Consider the following 23,592-nt stretch of genomic DNA (forward strand, 5'->3'; position numbering starts at 1 on the left):
TCCTTAACGGGTCATGTGCGCGGTGAAGCCACCAGTCCGCCATCCAGAGGGGCCTGGCTCACCACATGACGAATGGCGATGGGCTCGCGTACCGCTCCCTGCCAGATGGCGTGGAGCTCGGGGTGCCGGGCCAGCAGGTTTATCAATGGCGGTAGCCATGACGGCTCATTTTGATAATCGCCATTGATAAACCAGATCCGGCGCGCCCTGGCCGGGGTGCCCTTGAACACCCCCTGAGGGTGGGAGAGCAGCTTGTGAAACAGTGCCCAGTCGAGCGGGTCACCGGCCTCTATCCCGCACAGGGCCTGGAATTCGGCCCAGCGGTGGATCTGCTGCGGGTCGGCCTTGGCTCCCACCATGGCGCCGCCCGTCAGGGCGATCACCCAATCACTGCTTTGGGGAATGCAAGGTTCGTGCAAAGCGGGCACTTTCAATAACTTGTGATTGGCGCCATCCGCTTCGACCAGGATGAGATCGAAGCGCTGCTGCCCCTTGATGAGATCAATCTGCTGGGGTGTGGGGCCCGCCACCTTGCCGCTGGCCTGATCAATATGGCTGAACAGGGCGATCAGGGTCGGTTCATCGGGGAGTTGCTGACAGCGGGTCAGCTGGCGGACGGGATCGGCTTCCAGGATCAATTCCCGATAGTGTGACGGGGCTGGCAGAAACATCCGGGTGGTGGTGGTAATTAGCACCCTTTTACCCTGTTTATAAAAATATTCCGCCAGCCAGAACAGGGTGCTGGTTTTGCCGCCTGCGCCGCAGAGGCTAATTAAGGTGGTACGGCTATCTATATTTTCGGTGAGCGGGTTTAATAGTGTCTCAATATCGGGAAAGGCACGCTGGACAGGTGAGGGGATGGGCATGGCAACGACCGATTCAAATAAGGGCGCAGGCAGTGAACAGCACTGTCATTCCAGAGCGAGATGCGACTGCATAATAACGGCGGCCGGCCTCTCGTCGCGAATGGGCGCGTGGAAACTGATGCTACCGTATCGCCAGAGCACGATTCTTGATGAGAGTCTCAAAAATGCCCTCGCTTTCTGTGACCGGATTATTCTGGTGGTGGGGCATCGCGGTGACGAGCTGATGGCGCGCTATGCAGAGAGACCCGAGATCCTGCTGGTGGAAAACCATGATTATGCACAGGGGCTCGGCAGCTCCATCCGGCTGGCACTGGCGGCCAGCAGCAGCGACTACCTCTTCATCTCCCACGGTGATCTGCCCTGCATTCCCCCCGATGTCTACCAGACGCTCTGGCAGGCACGGGGTCCCCACACACTTTTTCCCCGTCATCGGGGCGAGTCAGGGCACCCGGTATTGCTGCCATCATCCCTTGGCAAGGCGCTGGCCGAGGCGCCGGTACAAGGCTCGATCCGCCGCTGGCTGATGGCACATCCCCATCGCTTCGTCGAGGTGCAAAGTGACGCCATCCTGCTGGATGTGGACACCCCTGAGCGTTATCAGGCGCTGCTGCGGGCAGACGACGCTGGCTGAGCCTGGCTATTATCAAATGCATGTCAGTGCATAATTATGACGAGTAAAGCCAGGTCGAACACGGTGTGGTGGCCGACATTATCACCCTGCGTGGCCTGATAAAGGCAGGCGAAACGAGATTATCAAACTGATATTCGACCCCGCCAATGTGAGACATTCTCAGCATCTATCGCTATTTCAACGTGATTAATGTGCGTTATTGATAGCCGCTCTCATCCCCGAAACAGGTATTGCATGTCGATATTTCATTAATTCGAGGTGCCTCACGCTTTTACGCTCACATAATTAAATTTGCCAGCACTGGCCTGATTGTTGCTCTTGTCTGTTTCAAGGGGCTGTCTCGTGAATGAGCCCCATTTATTCACCCAGTCAATGAGCAGAGCCGCTGCAAGGAGATCATCATGGGCGATATTATGCGACCCGTTCCGTTCAAGAACCTTCTGACCCGTATTTTCGCGGAATATAAAGAGAGTCAGAGCATTTTCGGTATTCCCGCCGCGCAATTCTATCGCAAGCAGGACGAGCGCAAGATCAAGGTGTTCGGTGAAACCTGCGAAACCCCCATCGGTCCGGCGGCTGGCCCCCATACCCAGCTGGCCCAGAATATCGTCACCTCCTGGCTGACCGGCGGGCGCTTTATCGAGCTCAAGACGGTGCAGATCCTGGACCGTCTTGAACTGGCAAAGCCCTGCATCGATGCCGAGGATGAGTGCTTCAACACCGAGTGGTCTACCGAGTTCACTCTGCCCAAGGCGTTCGATGAGTACCTGAAAGCCTGGTTTGCCCTCTATCTGCTGGAAGAGGTGTTTGATCCCCGTCTGGAAGGGGAGGCCAAGTCCTTCATTTTCAACATGAGCGTGGGTTACAACCTCGATGGCATCAAACAGCCGCCGATGCAGCAGTTCATCCACAGCTTGAAGGATGCCAGCACCAGCCCGAAATTTGCCGAGTACCAGCAAGCGCTGCGCGAACTGGTTGCCGACGAGCAGTTTATCGCCGAGTTGGGACTGGGTGCCCGCCGTGACCGCCTGCAACAGCTGGTGGATCGTATTCCGGCCAATCTGGTGCATGGCGTTACCCTCTCTACCATGCACGGCTGCCCGCCCAACGAGATTGAGGCCATCTGCCGCTACATGCTGGAAGAGAAGGGGCTTAACACTTTCGTCAAACTCAACCCGACCCTGCTGGGTTACCCGCGGGTACGCGAGATCCTCGACACCTGTGGCTTTGATTACATTGGTCTGAGCGAAGAGTCGTTCGATCACGACCTCAAGCTGGATCAGGCCAAGGCGATGCTGACCCGATTGATGGCGCTGGGGGCCGAGAAGGGGCTCACCTTTGGGGTCAAGCTGACCAACACGCTCGGGACTATCAACCGTAAGGGGGCGCTGCCCGGCGATGAGATGTATATGTCCGGCCGGGCGCTGTTCCCCCTCTCCATCAACGTGGCCGCCGTGCTGTCACGCGCCTTCGATGGCAAGTTGCCCATCTCCTACTCGGGCGGCGCCAGCAAGTTCAACATCGCGGAGATCTTCGAGACCGGTATTCGCCCCATTACCATGGCCACCGACCTGCTGAAACCGGGTGGCTACCTGCGCCAGATTGAGTGCCTCAAAGAGATCGACGCTTCCGATAGTTGGGGCATGAGTCAGGTGGATGTGGCCAAGCTGGAGGCGCTTGCCGCCAAGGCCCTCACCATGGATTACACCCAGAAGGAGTGGAAGTCCGACGATCGTATCGAAGTGGGCGGCGGCCTGCCGATGACCGATTGCTACGTGGCGCCCTGCGTCACCGCCTGCGCCGTGCATCAGGATATCCCCGAGTACATTCGCCTGATGGGCGAGGGGGAGTATGTCGCTGCCCTTGAGCTGATTTATCAGCGCAACGCCTTGCCCGCCATCACAGGCCATATCTGCGATCACCAGTGCCAGTACAACTGCACCCGTCTCGACTACGACAGCCCGCTCAATATCCGTGAGCTGAAAAAAGTAGCGCTGGAGCGCGGCTGGGAAGGGTACAAGGCGCGCTGGCACAAACCGGCAGGCAGCGGTGACAAGCACCCGGTTGCGGTTATTGGTGCTGGCCCGGCCGGTCTCTCCGCCGGTTACTTCCTGGCCCGTGCCGGTCATCCGGTCACTGTGTTCGAGCGTGAAGCCGATGCCGGTGGCGTGGTCAAGCGCATCATCCCCGAGTTCCGCATTCCGGCCGAGCTGATCCAGCACGATATCGACTTTGTCGCCGCCCACGGGGTCAAGTTCGAGTTTGGCTGCGATCCGGCGCTCACCGTCGACAAGCTGCACGCCCAGGGCTTTACCTATGTCTTCGTCGGTATCGGTGCCGACAAGAATGGCGGCATGCGCCTCGAAGGGGGTCATGATCGGGTCTACAAATCCTTTAACTTCCTGCGCAGTTTCAATCAGGGTAAACCGCTGCCGCTCGGCCGCCATGTGGCTGTGATCGGGGCGGGCAACACCGCTATGGACTGCGCCCGCGCGGCCCTCAAGGTGCCGGGTGTCAGCGATGTGACCGTGATCTACCGCCGCAGCGAGAAAGAGATGCCCGCCTATCGCGAAGAATATCTGGAAGCGGTGGAGGATGGGGTACGTTTCTGCTTCCTCACCAATCCGGAGCGCTTTGACAAAGATGGCAAGCTTGTCGTGCGGATGATGGCGCTGGGGGATCCTGACGAACAGGGCCGCCGCCGTCCGGTACCCACAGATCAGACAGAAGTGATGCAGATGGATGCGCTGATCACCGCCATCGGCGAACAGCCTGATTGCGAAGTGCTCAAAGCCATGGGCATTCCTCTTGGCAGCGATGGCTGGCCCGAGGTGGATAGCCAGACTGGCGAAACCAGCCGTCGCAACGTCTTCCTGATCGGTGACGTGCAGAGCGGCCCGTCTTCCATAGTCGCGGCCATCGGTGGTGCCCGCCGCGCCGCGGATCTGGTACTGGCCCGCGAGCATATCGCCGGAAGCCAGACCGAGGTGTCAATCCAGCCGTCGGGCAAGGACGAGATCTACCGCCGTAAGGGAAGCATTACCGTCACCCTGGTCGACAAGGGCGAGCGGGAGGCCTTCGTGGCGCAAGAGGCGCACCGCTGCCTCGAGTGCAACTACCTCTGCAGCAAGTGCGTGGATGTCTGCCCCAACCGGGCCAACGTCGCCATAGCCGTGCCGGGCTTCAAGGACCAATTCCAGACCCTGCACCTGGATGCCTACTGCAACGAGTGCGGCAACTGCGCCCAGTTCTGCCCCTGGCAGGGCAAGCCCTATCAGGACAAGGTCACCATCTTCAGCCTGCCCGAGGACTTCGACAACAGCCGCAACCCCGGTTTCTATCTGGCGGATGGTGGCGAGCTGAGGGTGCGTCAGGGTGGCGAGACCTATCGCCTGACCATAGACGAGCAGAGCCGGATCCAGGATGCCCCCGAGGCGCTCGCTGACATGTGCCGCATCATCAGCCATGTCCACGCCCATCACCACTACCTGCTGGGGGCCGTCGCGGCCTGAGCGAATAACGAATAAGCGAAGGAGCAAACCATGTTTATTCTAAAAAACGTCACCGCCGTCCAGCTGGAACCGACCCGGGTGCTGGAAGGGGTGGATATCGCCATCGAAGGATCGCTTATCAAAGCGGTGGGGCCCAATCTGCGGGCCCTCTACCCGCAGGCCAACTATCGGGAGATGGGCGGCAAGCTGGTGATGCCGGGCATCGTCTGTGCCCACAACCACTTCTACTCCGGCCTGTCGCGGGGGATCATGGCCAACATAGCCCCCTGCCCGGACTTTATCTCCACCCTGAAAAACCTCTGGTGGCGGCTGGATCGGGCGCTCGATGAAGAGTCCCTCTACTACAGCGGCCTCATCTGCTCGCTGGAAGCGATCAAGAGCGGCTGCAGCGCGGTGATCGACCACCACGCCTCGCCCAACTTCATCAAGGGGTCCCTGAACGTGCTGCGAAAAGGGTTTGTGGAGGCGGGTCTGCGCGGCATGACCTGCTTCGAGACCACGGATCGCAACGGCGGCCTCGCCGAGCTGCAGGCCGGGGTGGAGGAGAACATATTGTTCGCCCAACAGATCGATGCCGCCAAGGCCAAGGGGAGCGAACCCTATCTGGTGGAGGCTCATATCGGCGCTCACGCCCCCTTCACCGTGCCCGACGAGGGGCTGGCCATGCTGCGCGAAGCGGTGCAGGTCACCGGTCGCGGGCTGCATATCCATGTGGCGGAAGACAGATACGACATGGCCCACGGCCACCACCACCATGGCAAGGAGCCCATCGCCCGGCTGGACGAGTTTGATCTTGTCGACAGCAAGACTCTGATCGCCCACGGCATCTACCTGAGCCCGGCCGACATCGAGCTGCTCAACAGCCGCGATGCCTTCCTGGTGCACAACGCCCGTTCCAACATGAACAACCACGTGGGCTACAACCTGCACCTGCCGGAATACCGCAACCTGGCGCTCGGTACCGATGGCATCGGCTCCGACATGCTCGAAGAGCTCAAGTTTGCCTACTTCAAGCACAAGGATGCCGGCGGCGCGCTGTGGCCAGACAGCTTTGCCCGCTTCCTGTGGAACGGCAACCGCCTGCTGGAGCGCAACTTCGGCGCCAAATTTGGCCGCCTGGAGCCGGGTTACAAGGCCGACCTCACCATTTGCGACTACGCCGCACCGACCCCGCTGGCCCCGCGCAACCTAGGCGGCCATCTCGCCTTCGGCATGGGCTCATCCTCGGTCAACAGCGTGATGGTGGAGGGGCGCATGGTCTATCAGGATCGCGAGTTCCCGTTCGATGTCGCGCCCCTTTATGAGCAGGCCAGCAAGGTGGCGAGCCGCCTGTGGCAACGGATGGATCAGCTGGCCTAAGGCCACCTTCCACGGTTTTGGACCGCATTGCCCGCCCAGTGGATAGCCCCGGCGGCGGGCAGCAAGAGTGAGGACGACACATGATTGAGCAATTCTTCCGACCCGAGCAACTGGGTCAGGCGTTGGAACTCAAGGCCCGCTTTGGCAGCGACGCCGTCTACATGGGGGGCGGCAGCAAGCTCAACGCCGCCCCGACCCGCACCGACAAGAAGGTCGCCATCTCGCTGGCCCGGCTGGGACTTGGCCAGATTGAACAGCAGCACGGCCAGCTCCATATCGGCGCCACAGTTACCCTGCAGACCTTGAAAGATGACCCCCGTACCCCGGCCGCCCTGTGCGAGGCGCTGGGCTTTGTCTACTCCCGCCATCTGCGCAATCAGGCCACCCTCGGCGGCGAGCTTGCCTGCCAGCAGCAGGACTCCCCGCTGCTGCCGGTGCTGCTGGTGCTCGAAGCCGTGGTAGTGCTGGAGAACAACCAGCTGCAACCCATAGACGCCTATCTGGCGGGGCAGCGCAATGCGCTCATTCTGGGGATTGTGCTGCCGGAGCCTGAACTGCGCTGCGCCACCCGCCGCATCAGCCGCAACGCCGACGGGCTGGCGGTGATGACGGCCGCCGTGGCCCTCGACAGCATTGGCGAGATGCGGGTCGCCCTGGCTGGCGTCACGCCGCAGCCGATGCGATTGCGAGACGTGGAGCGCCACGATCTCCATGACGGGGCGCTGGAAGCGGCCGTCAGCAAGATATTGATCCCGCGCGCCGATCTGACGGGCAGCGTGGCCTACAAACGCTATATCAGCGGCGTGGTGGTGGCAGATCTGCTGGTGGACTGCCAGCAGCAGGAGGTGCAAGCATGATGGAACTCAACTTTACCCTGAATGGTGCCCTGCGTACCGTCATCTGCAAGGCCGGTGACAATGCCCAGCGGGTGCTGTTCAACCAGTGCCGGATGCACTCGGTGCGCAACAGCGACGACGGCTTCGGTTTCGCTGGCTCCGACGCCATCCTCTTCAACGGCAAGGTGATCAACGCCTCTCTGCTGATCGCCGCCCAGCTGGAGGGAGCGCAGGTGCGCACAGCCGAGTCGCTGGGCAGCTGGGATCGCTTAAGTCTGGTGCAGCAGGCGATGGTGGATGTGGGGGTGGTGCAGTCCGGTTACAACGATCCGGCCGCCGCGCTGATTGTTACCGACCTGCTTGATCGCCATCCCGAGCCCACCCGTGATCAAATCGACGATGCCCTCTCGGGCCTGTTTCACCGCGATGGCGGTTACCAGCAGTTCTATCAGGCCATAGATCTTGCCTGCTCGCGGATGAAGGATCCCGATTATCTGTGCCAGATAGCCCCGGAGTTTCGAGACGATCTGCGCCATATCGGCAAGAGCTGCCCGAAAGTAGACGCCGCCAAGATGGTGCAGGCCAAGCCCTGCTACGTGGAGGACAGGGTTACCGAGGATGCGCTGATCATCAAGATGCTGCGCAGCCCCCATCCCCATGCGGTGATCACCAAACTCGATGTGAGCCGCGCCGAAGCCATGCCGGGTGTGGTGCATGTCATTACCCATCTCAACTGCCCGGATGTGTTTTACACCCCGGGTGGTCAGAGTGCGCCCGAGCCGTCACCGCTCGATCGCCGCATGTTCAGCCGCAAGGTGCGCCACGTCGGTGATCGGGTCGCCGCTGTGGTGGCCGAGAGCGAAGCGATCGCGCTGGCTGCGCTGAAACTCATCGAGGTGGAGTATCAGGTGCTGCCAGCGGTCATGAACATAGACCAGGCGATGGCCCCCAATGCACCCCTGGTGCACGACGAACCCATCCTCTACATGGCGGGTGCGCCAGCGGATCTCGAGCAGCAGAACGCATGCTCGGTACGCCGTGGCGACGAGCACATGATCATCAACTTCCCCATCGGCTCCCGCCCGCACGAGAACATCGCCGCCAGCGTCCATGGTCAGATTGGTGACGTGGCAAAAGGCTTTGCCGAGGCGGACGAGATTGTCGAGCGCACCTACGAATCGACTCAGGCCCAGCAGTGCCCGACCGAGCCGCACATCTGCTTTACCTACATGGATGGGGATCGTCTGGTGATCCACGCCTCCACTCAGGTGCCGTGGCACGTACGCCGTCAGGTAGCGCGCATCGTCGGCCTCAAGCAACATCAGGTGCATGTGATCAAGGAGCGGGTAGGGGGCGGCTTTGGCTCCAAGCAAGATATCCTGCTGGAAGAGGTGTGCGCCTGGGCGACCAAGGTCACCGGCCGTCCGGTCACCTTCCGCTACACCCGTGAAGAGGAGTTCATCAGCAACACCTCCCGCCACGTGGCCAAGGTGAAGGTGAAAGTGGGGGCCAAAAAAGATGGCACCATTACCGCCATCGACATGGATTTTCGTGCCAACACCGGCCCTTACGGCAACCACTCATTGACGGTGCCGAGCAACGGCCCGGCGCTCTCTTTGCCGCTCTATCCGTGCGACAACGTGCGCTTTACCGTCAACACCTACTACAGCAACATCTGCCCGACCGGGGCCTATCAGGGTTACGGTGCGCCCAAGGGTAACTTTGCCCTGACCATGGCCATTGCCGAACTGGCCGAAAAACTGGGGATCGATCAGCTCGACATGGTGGAGCACAACCGGGTGCACGAAGGGGACATCCTCAAGGTGCTGGGGGCCATTGGCGAGGGCAAGATGCCTACTTCTGTGCCCCACGCCGCCAGCTGCGCACTCGAGCCCATCCTCAAGCAGGGACGGGAGCTCATCGCTTGGGATAGCCCCAAACCCGCCGACGGGGATTGGCGCATCGGTCGTGGCGTCGCCATCATCATGCAAAAATCGGGGATCCCCGATATCGATCAGGCCAACTGCATGGTCAAGCTGGAATCGGACGGCACCTTTATCGTCCACTCAGGTGGCGCCGATATCGGCACCGGCCTGGATACAGTGGTGGCCAAGCTGACCGCCGAGGTGCTGGGTTGCCCGCTCAGCGATGTGCATGTGATCTCTGGCGACACGGATCACGCCCTGTTCGACAAGGGGGCCTATGCCTCGTCCGGTACCTGCTTCTCCGGCAACGCGGCCAAGATGGCGGCCGAGAACCTCAAGGCGAAGATCCTGTTCCACGGCGCCGCCATGCTGGGCGAGCCGGTAGAGGAGGTGGCGCTGGAGTTCCCGGGCCTGGTGCGTGGCAAGCTGGGGGAGGTCTCCTTTGCCAAGATTGCCCACAAGTCCGAGACAGGCACCGGTTTCGGCATTCTGGTGGGCACCGCCAGCTACATCACCTCGGAGCTCGCCTTCCCGTACGGGGCCAACTTCGCCGAGGTGGCGGTCAACGTCAGAACGGGCGAGATCCGGCTCGACAAGTTCTACGCCCTGCTCGACTGCGGCACCCCCATCAACCCGGAGCTGGCACTCGGCCAGATCTATGGTGCCACCATGCGGGCAATCGGCCACACCATGACGGAGGAGATCTGCTACGACGGCAGGGGCATTCCGCTCACCCGGGATCTCAAGAGCTATGGCGCCCCCAAGATTGGCGACATTCCGCGCGATTTTCGGGCCTTCCTGGTGCCGAGCGATGACAAGGTCGGCCCCTACGGCGCCAAGTCCATCTCGGAGATAGGGGTCAACGGGGCCGCGCCCGCCATCGCCACCGCCATCCATGACGCCTGCGGTGTCTGGCTGCGCAAGTGGCACTTCACGCCGGAGCAGATCCTGCGCGAACTGGGCAAGCTGGAGCAGAAAGAGTCGGCATAACAAAAGAAAAGGTGAGGGGCGGGCACAGGCTCGCCCCCAGCACCTGACGGCGGAATGAGTACTCCGCCCACATTCTGTGTGATGGGACAAACATGATGTCTAAAACAACACGCAAGCACTCGGATCTGATTTACGCGCTGGACGACAAGCCCCCCTTCTATCAAACCCTGATGGGCGCCGTGACCCACCTGCTGGCCATCTTCGTGCCCATGGTGACCCCGGCGCTGATCGTCGGCGGGGCCCTCGGGCTCTCCACCGAAACCACCGCCTATCTGGTCTCCATGGCGATGATCGCCTCCGGTATCGGCACCTGGTTGCAGGTGAACCGCTACGGCCCCATAGGATCGGGCCTGCTCTCCATACAATCGGTCAACTTCTCCTTCGTCACCGTGATGATCGCGCTCGGCAGCGCCATGAAAAAGGATGGCCTGCACGAGGAGCTGATCGTCTCGACCCTGCTGGGGGTTTCCTTCGTCGGGGCCTTTCTGGTGGTGGGCTCCTCCTTCGTGCTGCCCTACCTCAAGCGGGTGATCACCCCGACCGTGAGCGGGGTAGTAGTGTTGATGATTGGTCTGAGCCTTATCAAGGTGGGGATCATCGACTTTGGCGGCGGCTTCTCCGCCATGAGCAGCGGCACCTTTGGCAAATACGAGAACATCGGCCTGGGGCTGCTGGTGCTCTGCGTCATCGTTGCCTTCAACTGCAGCCGAAGCCCCTTGCTGCGTATGAGCGGGATCGCCATCGGCCTGATGGTGGGCTATGCGGTGGCCCTGATGCTCGGCATGGTGGATTTTTCGGCGCTGGAAAACCTCCCCCTGGTCACCATTCCCGTGCCGTTCAAATATGGTTTCTCCTTCGATTTTCACGCCTTCGTGCTGGCCGGCACCATCTATCTGTTGAGCGTGCTGGAGGCGGTGGGGGACATCACGGCCACCGCCATGGTTTCCCACCGGGATATCCAGGGCCCCGAGTTTCAAAAACGCCTCAGTGGCGGCGTACTGGCGGACGGCCTGGTGTCGGTGATCGCCTCGGCGCTCGGCTCCCTGCCGCTCACCACCTTCGCCCAGAACAATGGCGTCATCCAGATGACCGGGGTGGCGTCGCGCCACGTGGGCAAATTCATCGCCGTCATCCTGGTGCTGCTGGGCCTCTTCCCGGTGGTGGGACGCTTCTTCACCACCATTCCTTCGCCGGTGATGGGGGGCGCCATGACCATCATGTTCTCCATGATCGCCATCGCCGGTGGCCGCATCATCATCAGCCACGGCTTCGATCGGCGCGAGACCCTGATAGTCGCCACCTCGCTCGGCTTGGGGCTCGGCGTATCTTACGACCCGAACGTCTTCAAGGTGCTGCCGGCCGGGCTCTACATGCTGGTGGAGAACCCCATCTGCGCCGGCGGCATCACCGCCATCATCATGAACCTGGTGCTGCCCCAAAGTCGCAAACGCAAGGCGGCTGCCAGGGATGCCGAGGCGGTGGAGCTGATCCAGCTCAGCGACAAACCGGATGTGATCTTCACCGCCCGCAACACGGGTCAGCCGGGGGGCAGGAAGAGTGAGCCACAGGGCTCACAGGACGACGTGCCCGGGCAAGTGGTGGCGCCACAAGTGGAACGGATCTGACGGTTAAACCGACAAAAAACGTCAACAGAACAAGAGAAACAGGGACACGGTTATGAAAAACGACAACTCCGTCAAAGCGGTGCGCGGCAGTTTCTTCGACATCAGCCGGGTGGTGGACCAGCCCGAGGAGATAGAGCCCAATGCCCGCCTCATCGAAGACGGCCTGCTGATCATTCGCAACGGCTGTATCGACTGGTTCGGTCAGTGGGAGGAGGGCCGGGAGCGCATTCCGGCCGAGGTGCGGGTGCGGGACTATCGCGGCAAGATGATAGTGCCTGGCTTCGTCGATACCCACATTCACTACCCGCAAAGCGAGATGGTGGGGGCCTATGGCGAGCAACTGCTGGAGTGGCTCAACCGCCACACCTTCCCGGCCGAGCGGCGCTACAACGACCTCGAGTACGCCCGCGAGATGTCCACCTTCTTCATCAAGCAGCTGCTGCGAAACGGCACCACAACGGCGCTGGTGTTCGGCACAGTCCACCCCGAGTCGGTGGATGCCCTGTTCGAGGCGGCGAGCCGCATCAACATGCGGATGATCGCCGGCAAAGTGATGATGGATCGTAACGCCCCTGACTATCTGCTGGATACCGCGCAGAGCAGTTATGAACAGAGCAAGGCACTTATCGAGCGCTGGCACGGCAATGGCCGCTTGCTCTACGCCATCACGCCGCGCTTTGCCCCCACCTCGACCCCGGCGCAGCTGGCGATGGCGAGACGACTGCGCGAAGAGTACCCGACCACCTACCTGCACACCCACCTGTGCGAGAACAAGGACGAGATAGCCTGGGTCAAATCTCTGTTCCCAGAGCATCAGGGCTATCTCGATGTCTATCACCAGCACGGCCTCACCGGTCACAACTGCGTCTTTGCCCACTGCGTCCATCTGGAGGAGCAGGAGTGGGATTGCCTGAAAGAGACCGGCTCCACCATCGCCTTCTGCCCCACCTCCAACCTTTATCTGGGCAGCGGGCTCTTCAAGCTGCACAAGGCGTGGCGCAAGCAGGTAAAGGTGGGCATGGGCACCGACATCGGCGCCGGCACCACCTTCAACATGCTGCAGACCCTCAACGAGGCTTACAAGGTGATGCAACTGCAGGGGGAGCGCCTCTCGGCCTATCAGGCCTTCTATCTCGCCACCCTGGGCGGCGCCCATGCGCTGGGGCTGGACGAGAAGATTGGCAGCTTTGCCATCGGCAAGGAGGCGGACTTCGTGGTGCTCGACCCGGTCGCCACCCCGTTGCAGCAGCTGCGTTATGACAACTCCACCACCTTGCGGGACAAGCTGTTTGTGCTGTTGACCCTGGGGGATGACAGATCCATCTACCGCACCTATGTGGATGGCCAGCTGGTACACGAACGGGGCTAGGGATGGAGGGGGCTGCCTGGGCGCAGCCCCATAAAATACGGTGGCTGGCGGGCCCACAGGGAGGCCGGCACTTAAGCAAGCGAGCAAGCAAGCGCGGGGAAGGTTTCCCCGCAACAGAAGGTGAAATGGCCCGGTTTTTTTGATCAGCAAAGCAAACGTTTGTCGATCTTCCGAACACCATATCGCCTGCGATCGTGGCATGACAGAGCCACGGCACGGGCCGCCATTTCGTCACACATATTCAGGGATGCTGGAAGGAGTGGGTTATGACCCAGGCAAGCAGGACAAACAGTGTGAAAGAGGCGGCCAGTGGCCAGGGTGAGGCATCGGGGCGACAGCCGTCCTCAACCGGTGCGCTGGATCGCTACTTCATGATCAGCGAGCGGGGCAGCAATGTGCGCCAGGAGGTGCTGGCCGGGCTCACCACCTTCCTCGCCATGGTCTACTCGGTGATAGTGGTGCCCGGCATGCTCGGCAAGGCGGGCTTTCCCCCCGGCGCCGTGTTCGTGGCCACCTGTCTGGTGGCGGGCTTTGGCTCGCTCCTGATGGGGCTCTGGGCCAAGCTGCCCATGGCCATCGGCTGCGCCATTTCGCTCACCGCCTTTACCGCCTTCAGCCTGGTGCTGGGGCAGCACATCTCCATTCCGGTGGCGCTCGGCGCCGTCTTCCTGATGGGGGTGCTGTTTACCGCCATCTCGGTGACCGGGGTGCGCAGCTGGATCCTCGACAACCTGCCGATGGGGATAGCCCACGGTACCGGCATCGGCATAGGGCTCTTCCTGCTGCTCATCGCTGCCAACGGGGTGGGGCTGGTGATCAAGAACCCGCTGGAGGGGCTGCCGGTGGCGCTGGGGGCCTTTACCTCCATGCCGGTCATCATGTCCCTCATCGGCCTGGCGGTGATCGTCGGGCTGGAGAAGCTCAAGGTGCCGGGCGGGATCCTCTTGGTGATCATCGCCATCTCCCTCTTCGGCCTCATCTTCGATCCGGCGGTGACGTATCAGGGGCTGTTTGCCATGCCGAGTCTGGCCTATGAGCAGGGCAAGTCCCTCATCTTCAGTCTGGACATCATGGGGGCGCTCTCGCCGCTGGTTCTGCCAAGCGTGCTGGCGCTGGTGATGACGGCCGTGTTCGATGCCACCGGCACCATCAGGGCGGTGGCGGGGCAGGCCAATCTGCTGGACAAGGATGGCCATATCATCAACAGCGGCAAGGCGCTCAGCGCCGACTCCATCAGCAGCATCTTCTCCGGTCTGGTGGGGGCTGCGCCGGCCGCCGTCTATATCGAATCGGCGGCGGGCACGGCCGCGGGCGGCAAGACCGGCCTCACCGCCACCGTGGTGGGAGCCTTGTTCCTGCTGATGCTGTTCCTCTCGCCACTCTCCTACCTGGTGCCGGCCTATGCTACGGCTCCGGCCCTGATGTACGTGGGACTCCTGATGCTGAGCAACGTCGCCCGGCTCGACTTCGATGACTTCGTCGGGGCCATGTCCGGCCTGCTGTGCGCCGTCTTCATCGTGCTCACCTGCAACATAGTCACCGGCATCATGCTGGGCTTCAGCGCCCTGGTGATAGGCCGCATCTGCTCCAACGAGTGGCGCAAGCTCAACGTCGGCACCGTCATCATCGCCCTGGCGCTGGTGCTCTTCTACGCCGGTGGCTGGGCCATCTAGTCCAGGGGCTTGTGTCATTGCGAGCGTCTCATCGGGGGCCACCGGTAGGTGGCCCCCGATGCTTTTCAGCCGCGGCAGGTACCATTTTGATAATGGGGATTACCAGATTGATAACGGGGCGCATGCCAGCGGCTTGATGCGTATTAAAAATCGGCAATCCGGCAGCGCCCCGAGCCCGGCTGGGGTGCCGGATGGGATCTTCTTCACACTTATCCCCATCGCTGGCCTGCCTGCGGGAAACAGGCGCATATCTTGCTGTTTTTTATCCTGGTTCTGGATTTTCTTACCTGAAGCAAGGACTTGCATATGTCCATAGGATTACCGCTCAAGCGGGTGGATGCCGAGGCCAAGGTGACCGGCAGCGCCCGCTATACCGATGACAACATCATGCTCGGGATGCGCCACGCCAAGTACGTGCGAAGCCATATCGCCCACGGCAAGGTGATCGCCATCGACGCCAGCGAGGCGCTGGCCCTGCACGGCGTCGAAGCCGTGTTCACCCACGAGGATGTGCCCACCACCTGTTTTCGTACCGCCGGTCACGCCTGGTCTCTCGATGAGACCAAACGGGATGTGAAAGACAGGCGTCTGCTCACCGACCATGTGCGCCACTTCGGCGATGGCGTCGCCATAGTCGTGGCCCGGGATCCCCTGGTCGCCGAGAAGGCGGCGGCCCTGGTCAAGGTCACCTACGAGCCGCTGCCGGTGATGACGGATGCCCAGAGTGCGCTGGCCGAGGGTGCCTACCCCATACACTCGACCGGCAATCTGCTTCGCCAAAGCCAGCTCAGCGCCAATGGACCGGAGCAGGCCATCGCGGCGGCAGACCTGCAATTTCAGGCGCACTATCAGACCCCTGTGGTGCAGCACTGCCATCTGGAGACGGTGACCTGTTACGCCTACATGGATCAGCCGGACCACATCATAGTGGTCTCCAGCACCCAGATCCCCCAGATAGTGCGCAGCCGGGTGGCCAAATCCCTCGGCCTGCCCTGGTCCAGCGTACGGGTGATCAAGCCCTACATGGGCGGCGGTTTTGGCAACAAGCAGGATGTGCTGGAAGAGCCGATGGCGGCGTTTCTGAGCCACCAGCTCGGCGGTGTGCCGGTCAAGGTGACGCTCAGTCGTGAGGAGTGCTTCTTTGCCTCCCGCACCCGCCACGGCTTTGCCATCGACGGCAAGATAGGGCTCAACCGCGACGGCACCCTCAAGGGCTATCAGCTCGACGTGCTCTCCAACACAGGCGGTTATGCCTCCCACGGCCACTCCATCGCCAGCGCCGGTGGCAACAAAATCAGCTACCTCTATCCGCGCAGCGCCTTCGGTTATGACGCCAAGACCTTCTACAGCAACCTGCCCACCGCCGGCGCCATGCGCGGTTACGGCGCGCCTCAGGTGATTTTTGCCCTCGAGTGCATGCTGGATGACGCCTGCGCCGAGCTGGGTCTGGATCCGCTCGCCGTGCGCATCGCCAACGTGGCGCGGGAGGGGGATGTCAATCAGGTCAACCAGAAGACCATCTACAGCGCCGGCTTGCCCGAGTGCCTGCGCCGGGGTGGCGAGCAGTTCGAGTGGGAACGCCTGCGGGCCGAGTGTCTGGCGCAGGAGCCGGCGAGCCGGGTGCGACGCGGAGTGGGCGTGGCTTGCTTTAGCTACGGCTCCAATACCTATCCGGTGGGGGTCGAAATTGCCGGCGCCCGCATGCTGCTCAATCAGGATGGCACAGTGAACCTGCAGATAGGCGCCACCGAGATAGGGCAGGGGTCGGACACCGTCTTTGCCCAGATGGCGGCCCAGACCTTAGGCATTCCGTTTGAGCAGATCCGGGTCATTTCGACTCAGGACACCGACATCACAGCCTACGACCCTGGCTCGTTCGCCTCGCGCCAGAGCTACGTGGCGGCCCCTGCCATCCATCAGGCGGCGCTGCAGTTGCGGGCGCGCATCCTGTCGCTGGCAGCCCAGCTCTGTCATCAGGATGTGGGATCCCTGACCCTGATCGACGGTTACGTGGTGCTGGCCGGTGCGCCGGACAAGGTGCTGATCAGCGTCGCCGAGGTGTCGGTCAATGCCTACTACCACCTCACCATAGGCGGCCAGATCACTGCCGAGGTTTCCCACAAGACCACCACCAACCCGCCGAGCTTTGGCTGCACCTTTGTCGATCTCAGCGTGGATATCGATCTCTGCAAGGTGACCATCAACCGCATCATCAACCTGCACGATGCGGGCAAGATCCTCAATCCGCAGCTGGCGGAGGGGCAGGTGCACGGCGGCATGGGGATGGGGATCGGCTGGTCCCTGTTCGAGGAGATGATCATAGACGCCAAGACCGGCGTGGTGCGCAACCCCAACCTGCTGGACTACAAGTTCCCCACCATGCTGGATTTGCCCGAGCTCGAATGCGACTTCGTGCAGACCTACGAGCCCCAGTCTGTCTATGGCCACAAATCCCTGGGGGAGCCGCCCATCATCTCGCCGGGCCCGGCGATTCGTAACGCCATTCGCATGGCGACCGGGGTCGCCATCAACGAGCTGCCCATCACCCCCAAGACCCTGTTTCGGGAGTTTGTGCAGGCGGGTCTCATTACCGAGGGGTCAAGCGAGGAGCAACGCCATGTTTGATATTGCCCGTTATTACAAGGCCCGCAGCGTGGCCGAGGCCGTGGCCCTGCGCCAAGCCGACCCGCAAGCGCGCCTGCTGGCCGGTGGCACGGATGTGATGATCCAGCTGCACCACCTCAACGCCGCCTATCGTCATATCGTCGATATTCACGACTTGCCCGAGCTCAAGGGGGTGAGCGAGTTGCCTGATGGAGCGATCCGCATCGGTTCTGGTACCACCTTTACCGAGCTTATCGAAAACGAACTGGTGCAGCGCCGCCTGCCGATGCTGGCCGAGGCGGCCGCCACCATAGCCGGTCCGCAGATCCGCAACGTCGCCACCTATGGCGGCAACATCTGCAATGGTGCCACCAGTGCCGACTCGGCGGCGCCCACAGTCGCGCTGGAGGCCGAACTGGAAATCGCGGGGCCGGGCGGCACGCGCCGCATCCCCATCGCAGGTTTTCATACAGGCCCCGGCAAGGTGGCACTGCAACCGGCGGAGATCCTGGTGGCCTTTCACTTTGCCCCCGATCCCCACCCTCAGGTGGGCTCCCACTACTTCAAATACGCCATGCGGGGTGCCATGGACATAGCCACCATAGGCTGCGCCGCCTACTGCCAGATTGAGGATGGCCGCTTCAAGCGCCTGCGGCTGGCCTACGGGGTGGCGGCGCCGACGCCGGTGCGCACTCCTCACGCAGAGGCGGTGGCCGAGGGACAACCCCTGACCCGGGTGACGCTCGCGGCCATTGCCGAGGCTGTGGTGGCCGATGTGGCGCCGCGCTCCTCCTGGCGGGCGGAGAAAGCCTTTCGCCTGCACCTGATCAAGACCCTGGCGCAGCGGGTGATCACCTGCGCCGTCGAACGTGCCGGAGGCAAGATTCTATGATGCAACCGCAAACCTGTCCCGCCGTGGAGATCCAGTGCGAGATCAACGGCAAGCCTTACTGCTACGCGGTGTCCCCCAATATGTCGCTGCTCCACTTCCTGCGTGGCCAGGGGCTGATCAGCGTGAAAGAGGGGTGCAGCGTCGGCGAATGCGGCGCCTGTACCGTGCGGGTGGATGGCACAGCCATCGACAGCTGCCTCTATCTGGCGGTCTGGGCCGATGGCAAATCCATTCGTACCGTGGAGGGGGAGCGTAAGGGGAATCAGCTCTCCGATGTGCAGCAGGCCTTCATCGACGAGGGGGCTGTGCAGTGTGGCTTTTGCACCCCCGGCCTTGTGATGGCGAGCGCCGCCCTGCTCGACAAGACAGATCGCCGCCCGCTGACAAACGAGGAGATCCGCCGTGGCCTCTCCGGCAATCTGTGCCGCTGCACCGGCTACCAGAACGTGGTGCGGGCGGTGAAAAAATGCTGCAAGGGCTAGGGTGAGGCTGCCGCCCCGAACGTCATGTGCGGGGCGGCTATGTTGGGGGCATGCCTGCTTCCAATATAGCTGCCGGCAAGGCGGCATCTGACGGCCATGCAAACAACAGGCGGGGCCTGGAAAACCTTATTTTGGTCATCTCATATTAATGGCGTGATATTTATCCATGGGAGGGTGAGCGATATTTTCGCCCGGCGACACAGTGACGCCATATGGCCGGGTATCCTCTGCCGTCGTCGCTATTTCCAGCTAATTGTCCCGTGAATGGTCACTCGCGATTCGCCCTGGGTATCGCTGGCGGGATCCTTTCTCAAGCTGCTGTTTTTTCTCCCTATGTCAGCTTGTGTCGCCATCTTGTGCGCCGTTGCCGGATATTGGCGGCAGCAAATGCCAATGGTGGTGCGCCGCTCATCCTGTGGCAGAGGTGTCAGCGGAAAAACATTATTTTTCGTCACCTGCTCGCAACAATTTTCTGTAATTGTTAGCCAGCTCGCGGCGGCTCTTGGGCCAAACGGGCAGAGTAGGCGCGATATTTGGCCATGGGCCCGTATCGACTGTTTTGATAGCTGTAACAAGGTGCTGTGGCCCGCCTAACGCGGGGCGCCAATAACATATCTGCTAATAAGAAAAGGAACATTGGCTATGTCAGGAAGACACTCTCTGGTGGCGCTCGCGGTCGGGTTGGCGCTGTCAGGACAGGCACAGGCACAACTGCTGATCAGCGAATACCTGGAAGGATCCAGCAACAACAAGGCGGTGGAGCTGAGCAATCTGGGCGCGACTCCCGTCGATCTCTCTCAATACCGGCTGGCGCTCTATGCCAACGGCAAACCTCTTACCGATACCCCCACCAACAGCCTGGTGCTGCAAGGCACCCTGGCCCCGGGCGCCAGCCTGGTGCTGGCCAACCCCTCCGCCAACGCCGAGATCCTGGCCAAGGCCAATCAGACCAGTGGCAACCTGGTGTTCAACGGTGACGACGCCCTGGTGCTTTATCGCGGCAGTGAGATAGTGGACAGCTTCGGGCAGGTGGGGGTGGATCCGGGCACGGCCTGGGTGTCCGGCAGCGTCTCGACCCTGGACATGACACTGCGCCGCAAGGCCACAGTCACCACGGGCCGGACTGATGTGACCGGCCCCTTCGATCCGGCGCTTGAGTACGTGGCCGCCGCCAAGGATGACGCCAGCGGCCTGGGTTGCAGTGGCGATGGTCCCTGCGATGGCACTCTGCCACCGGCCTTCGTCTGCCCGGTTGATCAGCTGATACCCGTGCCTGCCATTCAGGGTCCCGGCAGCAGCAGCCCGCTGGTGCCGGCCGGCAAGTTTGAATCCGAGCAGGCCTATGCCACCCGTGGCATCGTCACCCAGGTGGTGAACGGTCTCTACAAGGGCTTCTTCATCCAGGATCCGCAAGGGGACGGGGATCCGGCCAGCTCGGACGGTCTCTTCGTCTACAGCACCCAGGCCAATGGCGCCATAGTGCCGGGGGCCGAGGTATGCGTCTCGGGCAAGGTGAAGGAGTACTTCAACCAGACCCAGCTCAATGCCGATCAACTGGTGGTGACCCAGCCCATGGTGGCTCTGCTGCCGGCGGTGGATCTGGTGCCGGTGGCGGGTGAGACCCTGAACCAGCTGCTGGAGCGTCATGAGGGGATGCGGGTGCGGCTGGTGCCCGAGTCCAGCCTGGTGGTGACCCGCAACTTCAGCTTCGATTACGACGGCAAGCGCAACAACCTGGTGCTCTCTTATGGCGCGCCCCTCATCAAGTCGACCCAGAAGTTTGCCGCCATGAGCGAGGAGGCGAGCCAGTGGGCCCTGCGCAACCAGCAAAACCAGCTGGTGGTGGAGACGGACGCCAAGACGCCGGATGGGGTGCTGCCCTGGTATCCCGCCTTCAATGCCGAAGATGGCTACCTGCGCATCGGCGACAAGCTCAATGGCCTGGAGGGGGCGCTGGGTTACTCCTACAACCTGTTCCGGCTGGTGGCGAACAACCGCATCGACAGCGGCGACATAGATCACAGCGGCTGGGACAGGGTCGAAACCCCAGAACTCGCCGAGGCGGGGGATCTGCGGGTCGCCAGCTTCAACGTGCTCAACTTCTTCACCACTGTGGTGGGCGGGGATGCCAACCCCACCGGCAGCAACCGTGGCGCCCTGACAGTGGCGGAGTTCGAGAAGCAGCGCACCAAGATCGTCAGCGCCATCACCCGCCTCAACGCCGACGTGGTGGGGCTGATGGAGATAGAGAACAACGGCTACGGCGACAATTCCGCCATCGCCAACCTGGTGGCGGCCCTCAACGCCGCCCAGCCGGATGAGGCGGATCACTACCGCTGGATTGCCTCGCCGGATGGCCAGCCCATAGGCACAGATGCCATTACCGTGGGTCTCATCTACCGACCTGCCAGCGTGACGCCGCAAGGGGCAGCCAGCCTCATAGTGCTGCCGGTGCAGCAGGCCGAGGCTCTGGACGCCAGCGGCAAGCCGGTGGCCATCAAGCAGGGCATGCGCGAGTCGCTGTTGCAGCAGTTCAGCTCACCCAAGGGGGATGCGCCTCTGACCCTGGTGGTCAACCACCTCAAGTCCAAGGGCTCCGCCTGCTTCGAGGATTACCCCGACTATGCAACCGCCGATCCGCTGGATGGCCAGGGTCACTGCAACGCGCTGCGGGTCTCCGCCGCCAGGGTGCTGGGGGAGAGTCTCAAGGCGCTGGGTGGGGATCTGCTGCTCATCGGCGACATGAACGCCTATGGCATGGAGGATCCCATCCGGGTGCTGACCAGCTATGATCCGGCGGCCCAGCCGCGCCAGATCATGAGCGCCTCCTTCACCACGCTGGCGGGCCAGCCCTATGAGGAGAGCGGCAGCGCCCTTGGCAAGGGGTATGGTTTCGTGAACCTCAACACCCGCTTCCATGGCACCGATACCTACTCCTACAGCTATGAAGGTGAGCTCGGCAACCTGGATCACGCCCTGGCGAGCCCCAGCCTGGCGGCCAAGGTGATCGGCATAGAGGATTGGCACATCAACTCCGCCGAGAGCAACTTCTTCGAATACGGCAGCAAGTACACAGGCCAGCTGGCCAAATCGGACGGCCCCTTCAGCGCCTCGGATCACGATCCCGTGCTGGTGGCGATCCAGTATCCGTTGCCGCCTGCCGGGGTGTTGAGCCTCGAGAGCGCAGTCGCCAGCGTGGAGGAGGGCAGTACCCTCACGCTGAGCGTTGCGCGTCGTGACGGCACTCATGGGGAGGCCAGCGTCAGCTATCGCATTTCCTACGGCAGCGCGGATGCCAATGACGTGGCGCCACTGACCGGCACCCTGAACTGGGCGGCCGGCCAGAGCGACAGCCAGCCCATCAGCATCCCGGTGAAGAGCGATACCCTGCACGAGGGGGATGAGACCTTCACTCTGGAACTGTTCGATGCCAGCGGCGCCACTCTGGGTGAGCAGCGCCAGACTCTGGTGACCGTCAAGGACAAGCTGGCGCCGTCCACCATTGCGCTGGCTCGCGCCAGCATGACGGTGAACGAGGGGCAGTGGTTTGCCGAGATCCCCGTGGTGCGCAGCGGCGATCTGAGCAAGCCGGCCCGTGCCCAGCTGGGCCTTGAGGGGGTTACGGCGCGTTGGGGGCTGGATTTCCTGCCCTGGTTCAGCCAGTCGGTGAGCTGGGCCGCCGGTGAGGGGGGCAGCAAATCGGTCAAGGTGCTGATCATCGATGACTGGTTTGTGGAGCCCACCGAGCAGTTCAGGGTGAGCCTGCGCCAGTTGCAGGGGGGACAACCGGGCAACCTGCAGGAGACCCGGGTCGACATAGTGGACAACGACAAGCCCTGGTGGCCGTTTGGCCGCCGCTGATAGGCATCATGAACATGCGTGATACAAGGGGCCTGCGGGCCCCTTTTTGCTGGGCATGATGGGGTTGGGTTGGCAGCCATGCCAGACGAGGCGCTGGCGCGCAACAAAAAGGCCCATCGGTGTGATGGGCCTTGGGGTGCTCATAGAACTGGGTCTGTCAGGATTGACTCTGGGCGCTGTCGATCACCAGCTTGCCATCCTTGACCGGTATGGTGGCGCCGGGGGCCTTCTCCATGCGGATGACCCCTTCCTGACCGGCGAGGCGGTAGGTGACGTCATAGCCCAGGGTGCGGGTGCTGCTCTCCTGCACCGTCTTGCAGCGCTGCTGGGTGCTGGTGTAGGTGTCGCCCGCCTGCATGTTGCCCTGCACCTGGTTGCCGGCATAGCCACCGGCCACGGCGCCCGCGGCCGTGGTCACCTTCTTGCCGTTGCCACCGCCAAACTGGTTGCCGAGCACGCCGCCCAGCGCCGCGCCAACCACTGTACCCAGGATCTTGTTCTCATCCTGCACGGGTTTGCGGTGGGTCACTGTGATGTTGTGGCACTCCTGACGGGGCGTCTTGATGGTCTCGGTCACCGGCTTGCTGGCCAGCACCTCGGCAAACTGAGGCTGGGCTGAAAACAGGGATCCGCTGGCGGCGGCCGACAATGCCAGCGCAGAGGCCACACCGATCCCGACACCTGCCAACATGGATTTGTTCATTTTGCGTTCTCCTGAAATGCATCACCTGATGCGGCTGTTGCTTGCCGCGATCTTGGCACAACCCGGAGGATGAACAAGGCGGCCAGCGTGCGGGCACGACAAGCCCTGACTTCACCAAAAAGCCCCTCGTCAAAAAGGTGTCGGGCTTTGGCGACAAAGGCCGTGGAGCTGGGGCTGGAAAATGGGCATGTCACTCTGGATCGGGTGGATGCGTCGCAATTTGCGATTCATATGGGGTCTTTTTATTCATTTTGCGTCAAACCA

Annotated in this window: 14 protein-coding genes; 12 read left to right on the plus strand and 2 right to left on the minus strand. The window is 62.1% G+C overall.

Annotated elements, in window-relative coordinates; translation table 11 throughout:
• Positions 1–11: 11 nt before the first annotated feature.
• The gene (yqeC, locus tag BN1118_RS08955; RefSeq protein WP_052449171.1) at positions 12–866 is read right to left on the minus strand and encodes a selenium cofactor biosynthesis protein YqeC; all 855 of its coding nucleotides are present in this window, start codon (positions 864–866) and stop codon (positions 12–14) included.
• Here yqeC and mocA point away from each other — a divergent pair.
• From mocA to BN1118_RS09020, 12 genes are all read left to right on the plus strand, one after another.
• Complete coding sequence (mocA, locus tag BN1118_RS08960; protein ID WP_080741108.1) at positions 865–1,497, plus strand: molybdenum cofactor cytidylyltransferase; 633 nt, start codon at positions 865–867, stop codon at positions 1,495–1,497. The two genes, yqeC and mocA, sit on opposite strands and share 2 nt — an antisense overlap.
• Positions 1,498–1,898: 401 nt before the next feature.
• Positions 1,899–5,009 (plus strand): putative selenate reductase subunit YgfK, encoded by a 3,111-nt coding sequence (gene ygfK / locus BN1118_RS08965; RefSeq protein WP_043555620.1) that lies wholly within the window; start codon positions 1,899–1,901, stop codon positions 5,007–5,009.
• A gap of 30 nt (positions 5,010–5,039) precedes the next feature.
• Positions 5,040–6,368 carry a putative aminohydrolase SsnA gene (gene ssnA, locus BN1118_RS08970; protein WP_043555621.1) on the plus strand — a complete coding sequence of 443 codons (1,329 nt, stop codon included), beginning with the start codon at positions 5,040–5,042 and terminating at the stop codon, positions 6,366–6,368.
• An 80-nt stretch (positions 6,369–6,448) separates the two neighbouring features.
• Positions 6,449–7,225 (plus strand): molybdopterin-dependent oxidoreductase FAD-binding subunit, encoded by a 777-nt coding sequence (gene ygfM / locus BN1118_RS08975; protein ID WP_043555623.1) that lies wholly within the window; start codon positions 6,449–6,451, stop codon positions 7,223–7,225.
• Positions 7,222–10,119, plus strand: a complete 2,898-nt coding sequence (locus BN1118_RS08980; RefSeq protein WP_209428866.1) for a molybdopterin-dependent oxidoreductase Mo/Fe-S-binding subunit — start codon at positions 7,222–7,224, stop codon at positions 10,117–10,119. The genes ygfM and BN1118_RS08980 overlap by 4 nt, the downstream gene beginning before the upstream one ends.
• Before the next feature lie 95 nt (positions 10,120–10,214).
• Positions 10,215–11,744 (plus strand): nucleobase:cation symporter-2 family protein, encoded by a 1,530-nt coding sequence (locus BN1118_RS08985; RefSeq protein ID WP_043555867.1) that lies wholly within the window; start codon positions 10,215–10,217, stop codon positions 11,742–11,744.
• A gap of 52 nt (positions 11,745–11,796) precedes the next feature.
• Positions 11,797–13,113: a guanine deaminase gene (gene guaD / locus BN1118_RS08990; protein ID WP_043555624.1), complete on the plus strand. Its 1,317-nt coding sequence runs from the start codon at positions 11,797–11,799 to the stop codon at positions 13,111–13,113.
• Positions 13,114–13,484: 371 nt separating this feature from the next.
• Entirely contained in the window at positions 13,485–14,786 is a 1,302-nt protein-coding gene (locus BN1118_RS08995; RefSeq protein ID WP_209428870.1) for an NCS2 family permease, read from the plus strand.
• Positions 14,787–15,092: 306 nt separating this feature from the next.
• Entirely contained in the window at positions 15,093–17,411 is a 2,319-nt protein-coding gene (xdhA, locus tag BN1118_RS09005) for a xanthine dehydrogenase molybdenum-binding subunit XdhA (RefSeq protein ID WP_043555627.1), read from the plus strand.
• Positions 17,404–18,282, plus strand: coding sequence for a xanthine dehydrogenase FAD-binding subunit XdhB (gene xdhB, locus BN1118_RS09010; RefSeq protein ID WP_043555628.1), 879 nt, complete (start codon positions 17,404–17,406; stop codon positions 18,280–18,282). Before xdhA ends, xdhB begins: the two co-directional genes overlap by 8 nt.
• Complete coding sequence (gene xdhC, locus BN1118_RS09015; protein WP_043555629.1) at positions 18,279–18,764, plus strand: xanthine dehydrogenase iron sulfur-binding subunit XdhC; 486 nt, start codon at positions 18,279–18,281, stop codon at positions 18,762–18,764. The genes xdhB and xdhC overlap by 4 nt, the downstream gene beginning before the upstream one ends.
• 642 nt (positions 18,765–19,406) lie before the next feature.
• Positions 19,407–22,625 (plus strand): ExeM/NucH family extracellular endonuclease, encoded by a 3,219-nt coding sequence (locus tag BN1118_RS09020; RefSeq protein WP_043555630.1) that lies wholly within the window; start codon positions 19,407–19,409, stop codon positions 22,623–22,625.
• A 157-nt stretch (positions 22,626–22,782) separates the two neighbouring features.
• Here the strand turns inward: BN1118_RS09020 and BN1118_RS09025 are convergent, their stop codons facing one another.
• Entirely contained in the window at positions 22,783–23,328 is a 546-nt protein-coding gene (locus BN1118_RS09025) for a glycine zipper 2TM domain-containing protein (protein ID WP_043555631.1), read from the minus strand.
• Positions 23,329–23,592: the final 264 nt, after the last annotated feature.

This window comes from Aeromonas bestiarum, from assembly GCF_000819745.1.
Lineage (GTDB): Bacteria > Pseudomonadota > Gammaproteobacteria > Enterobacterales > Aeromonadaceae > Aeromonas > Aeromonas bestiarum.

Bases quoted from the DNA above. Each gene is read 5' to 3' on its own strand.
- ssnA (WP_043555621.1), top strand. From the start codon at position 5,040: ATGTTTATTCTAAAAAACGTCACCGCCGTCCAGCTGGAACCGACCCGG.
- BN1118_RS09025 (WP_043555631.1), bottom strand. From the start codon at position 23,328: ATGAACAAATCCATGTTGGCAGGTGTCGGGATCGGTGTGGCCTCTGCG.
- xdhC (WP_043555629.1), top strand. From the start codon at position 18,279: ATGATGCAACCGCAAACCTGTCCCGCCGTGGAGATCCAGTGCGAGATC.
- ygfM (WP_043555623.1), top strand. From the start codon at position 6,449: ATGATTGAGCAATTCTTCCGACCCGAGCAACTGGGTCAGGCGTTGGAA.
- mocA (WP_080741108.1), top strand. From the start codon at position 865: ATGGCAACGACCGATTCAAATAAGGGCGCAGGCAGTGAACAGCACTGT.
- yqeC (WP_052449171.1), bottom strand. From the start codon at position 866: ATGCCCATCCCCTCACCTGTCCAGCGTGCCTTTCCCGATATTGAGACA.
- xdhA (WP_043555627.1), top strand. From the start codon at position 15,093: ATGTCCATAGGATTACCGCTCAAGCGGGTGGATGCCGAGGCCAAGGTG.
- xdhB (WP_043555628.1), top strand. From the start codon at position 17,404: ATGTTTGATATTGCCCGTTATTACAAGGCCCGCAGCGTGGCCGAGGCC.
- BN1118_RS08980 (WP_209428866.1), top strand. From the start codon at position 7,222: ATGATGGAACTCAACTTTACCCTGAATGGTGCCCTGCGTACCGTCATC.
- BN1118_RS08985 (WP_043555867.1), top strand. From the start codon at position 10,215: ATGTCTAAAACAACACGCAAGCACTCGGATCTGATTTACGCGCTGGAC.
- guaD (WP_043555624.1), top strand. From the start codon at position 11,797: ATGAAAAACGACAACTCCGTCAAAGCGGTGCGCGGCAGTTTCTTCGAC.
- BN1118_RS09020 (WP_043555630.1), top strand. From the start codon at position 19,407: ATGTCAGGAAGACACTCTCTGGTGGCGCTCGCGGTCGGGTTGGCGCTG.
- ygfK (WP_043555620.1), top strand. From the start codon at position 1,899: ATGGGCGATATTATGCGACCCGTTCCGTTCAAGAACCTTCTGACCCGT.
- BN1118_RS08995 (WP_209428870.1), top strand. From the start codon at position 13,485: ATGATCAGCGAGCGGGGCAGCAATGTGCGCCAGGAGGTGCTGGCCGGG.